This window comes from Streptomyces sp. NPDC059524 (assembly GCF_042749255.1).
In the GTDB taxonomy this organism is placed as follows: Bacteria; Actinomycetota; Actinomycetes; order Streptomycetales; family Streptomycetaceae; genus Streptomyces; species Streptomyces xanthii.
The window spans coordinates 1-3,356 of the sequence record NZ_JBHYTK010000296.1; the positions used below are offsets into that span (position 1 = coordinate 1).

Annotated in this window: 2 protein-coding genes; both read left to right on the forward strand. The window is 70.5% G+C overall.

Annotated elements, in window-relative coordinates; all coding sequences use genetic code 11:
• Window positions 1-308 precede the first annotated feature (308 nt).
• Window positions 309-2,327: a maltotransferase domain-containing protein gene (locus ACFW9D_RS38205; protein ID WP_384630072.1), complete on the forward strand. Its 2,019-nt coding sequence runs from the start codon at window positions 309-311 to the stop codon at window positions 2,325-2,327.
• 175 nt (window positions 2,328-2,502) lie between these two features.
• Window positions 2,503-3,356: alpha-amylase family glycosyl hydrolase (locus ACFW9D_RS38210; protein ID WP_384630074.1), on the forward strand; the 854-nt coding region annotated here is incomplete at its 3' end.

The following is a 3,356-nucleotide window of genomic DNA, read 5'->3' on the forward strand; positions in this document are numbered from 1 at the left end:
CAGCGCGGCCCAGCCCGCCGAGGTCAGCGCGCACGCAGCCTCGTCTCGGGGGCTCGGAGATGTCTATCCGAGACAGCGAACACCCCACTCGACGCCGCCGTCCGCCCCTCGCTCGCGGCCGGCGGGCCCAACACGGTCGCGGCGGGGCCGGACTTGTGTGCCGCGGGTACGCGCCGCGTACGGGAGTCTTGTGTGCGCGCTTACGCCCGAGTAGGTAGGTAAGCACCGGATTGCCCGCCCCGTACGCGTGGAAGGCTCCCCCGGTACGCGCCCGACCACCCTCCTCCGATCCCCCGACAGGAGCGGTCATGCCCGCACAGCGTCCCCGCAGCCGGCCGCGCCCGCCCGCGCCCACGACGGGCCGGATCCCGGTGCGTGACGTCCGGCCCGTCGTCGACCGGGGCCGCCGCCCCGCGAAGGCCGTCACCGGCGAGACCTTCCAGGTGACCGCCACCGTGTTCCGCGAGGGCCACGACGCCGTCGCCGCGAACCTGGTGCTGCGCGCCCCCGACGGCACCCCCGGCCCTTTCACCCCGATGCGCGAACTGGCCCCCGGCACCGACCGCTGGGCCGCCGACGTGACCCCGGACGCGCCCGGCGCGTGGACCTTCGCCGTGGAGGCGTGGAGCGATCCGGTGTCCACCTGGCGGCACACCGCGCGGATCAAGATTCCGGCGGGCCTCGACACCGGACTCGTCCTGGAGGAAGGGGCGTTGCTGCACGAGCGGGCCGCCGCCCAGGACGGCCGGACGAAGGCCTCGCGCACCGTGCTCACCGCGACGGCGGCCGCGCTCCGCGATCCGTCCCGCACCCCCGCCGCCCGCCTGGCAGCCGCCCTCGCCCCGGAGGTCGACGCGGCCCTCGCCACCCGTCCGCTGCGTGAACTCGTCACCGTCTCCGAGGAGTTGCCGCTGCTGGTGGAGCGGAAGCGGGCCCTGTACGGGTCCTGGTACGAGTTCTTCCCGCGCTCCGAGGGCGCGGTCGTCGAGCCCGGCAGGCCGCCGGTCAGCGGCACGTTCGCGACGGCGGCCGAGCGGCTGCCCGCGATCGCCGCGATGGGCTTCGACGTCGTCTACCTCCCGCCCGTCCACCCCATCGGCACCACCCACCGCAAGGGCCCCGACAACTCCCTGACCCCCGGCCCGCACGACGTCGGCGTCCCCTGGGCGATCGGCTCCCCGGAGGGCGGTCACGACGCGATCCATCCGGACCTGGGCACACTCGACGACTTCGACGCATTCGTGGCGCGAGCCCGCGAGCTGGGCCTGGAGATCGCCCTCGACTTCGCGCTCCAATGCTCCCCCGACCACCCCTGGGTGGAGAAACACCCCGAGTGGTTCCACCACCGGCCCGACGGCTCCATCGCGTACGCGGAGAACCCGCCCAAGAAGTACCAGGACATCTACCCGATCGCCTTCGACCGGGACCTGCCGGGCCTGGTCGCGGAGACCGTGCGGGTGCTGCGGCACTGGATGGACCACGGAGTGCGGATCTTCCGGGTCGACAACCCGCACACGAAGCCCGTCGTGTTCTGGGAGCGGGTCATCGCGGAGATCAACAGCGGCGATCCCGACGTGATCTTCCTGGCCGAGGCGTTCACCCGTCCCGCGATGCTGCACACGCTCGCGCAGATCGGCTTCCAGCAGTCGTACACGTACTTCACCTGGCGGAACACCAAGGAGGAGCTCACCGACTACCTGTCCGAACTGTCCGGTGAGGCCGCCTCGTACATGCGGCCCAACCTGTTCGTGAACACCCCGGACATCCTGCACGCGTTCCTCCAGCACGGCGGCCGCCCCGCGTTCGAACTGCGCGCCGTGCTCGCCGCGACGCTCGCCCCGACCTGGGGTGTCTACAGCGGCTACGAACTGTGCGAGAACACCGCGGCGCGTCCCGGCAGCGAGGAGTACCTGCACTCGGAGAAGTACGAACTGCGGCCCCGGGACTGGGAGTCGGCCGAGCGCGAGGGGCGCACGATCGCCCCGCTGATCACCCGGCTCAACGAGATCCGCCGGCGCAGCCCCGCCCTGCACACCCTGCGCGGGCTCCACTTCCACCACGCCGACCAGGACGCGGTGCTCGTCTACTCGCGCCGCAGAGGGGCGAACACGGTGCTGGTGGTCGTGAACCTGGACCCGCACCACACGCAGGAGGCCACGGTCTCCCTGGACCTGCCGCGCCTCGGCCTGGCCTGGCACGACACGGTCCCCGTGCACGACGAACTCAGCGGCGAGACGTACCTCTGGGGCCGGACGAACTACGTACGGCTCACGCCGGGCCGGGCGCCCGCGCACGTCTTCACGGTCGGCGACCGCCCGCACTCCTAGACCGGGAGACCCCTGACCGGCGACCCGAACCGGAGACCCCTGACCCGGATTTCACCGTCCGGAGACCCCTGACCGGCGACCCGAACCGGAGACCCCTGACCCGGATTTCACCGTCCGGAGACCCCTGACCGGAGATCACTGACCGGAGATCACTGACTGGAGGGCCACCCCCGCCATGTTCATGAACGAGCCCGTTCCGGACACCTTCGAGGACACCCCCGCCAAGGACCGCGACCCCGACTGGTTCAAACGCGCCGTCTTCTACGAGGTCCTCGTCCGCTCCTTCCAGGACAGCAACGGCGACGGCATCGGCGACCTCAAGGGCATCACCGCGAAACTCGACTATCTGCAGTGGCTCGGCGTCGACTGCCTCTGGCTCCCCCCGTTCTTCAAGTCCCCGCTGAAGGACGGCGGTTACGACGTCGCCGACTACACCTCCGTCCTCCCGGACTTCGGTGACCTCGCCGACTTCGTCGAGTTCGTGGACGCCGCCCACCAGCGCGGCATGCGCGTGATCATCGACTTCGTCATGAACCACACCAGCGACCAGCACGAGTGGTTCAAGCAGTCCCGCGCCGACCCCGAAGGCCCCTACGGCGACTACTACGTCTGGGCGGACGACGACAAGCAGTACCAGGACGCGCGGATCATCTTCGTCGACACCGAGGCCTCCAACTGGACCTTCGATCCCGTCCGCAAGCAGTACTACTGGCACCGCTTCTTCTCCCACCAGCCGGACCTCAACTACGAGAACCCGGCGGTCCAGGAGGAGATCCTCGCCGCCCTCAAGTTCTGGCTCGACCTCGGCATCGACGGCTTCCGCCTCGACGCGGTGCCCTATCTCTACGCCCGCGAAGGCACCAACTGCGAGAACCTTCCGGCCACTCACGAACTCCTGAAGCGGGTCCGCAAGGAGATCGACACGCATTACCCGGACACGGTGCTGCTGGCCGAGGCGAACCAGTGGCCCGAGGACGTCGTCGACTACTTCGGCGACTACCGCTCCGGCGGCGACGAATGCCACATGGC

Excerpts from the sequence above, each read along its gene's own strand:
- ACFW9D_RS38205 (WP_384630072.1), top strand. The coding sequence starts at position 309 with ATGCCCGCACAGCGTCCCCGCAGCCGGCCGCGCCCGCCCGCGCCCACG.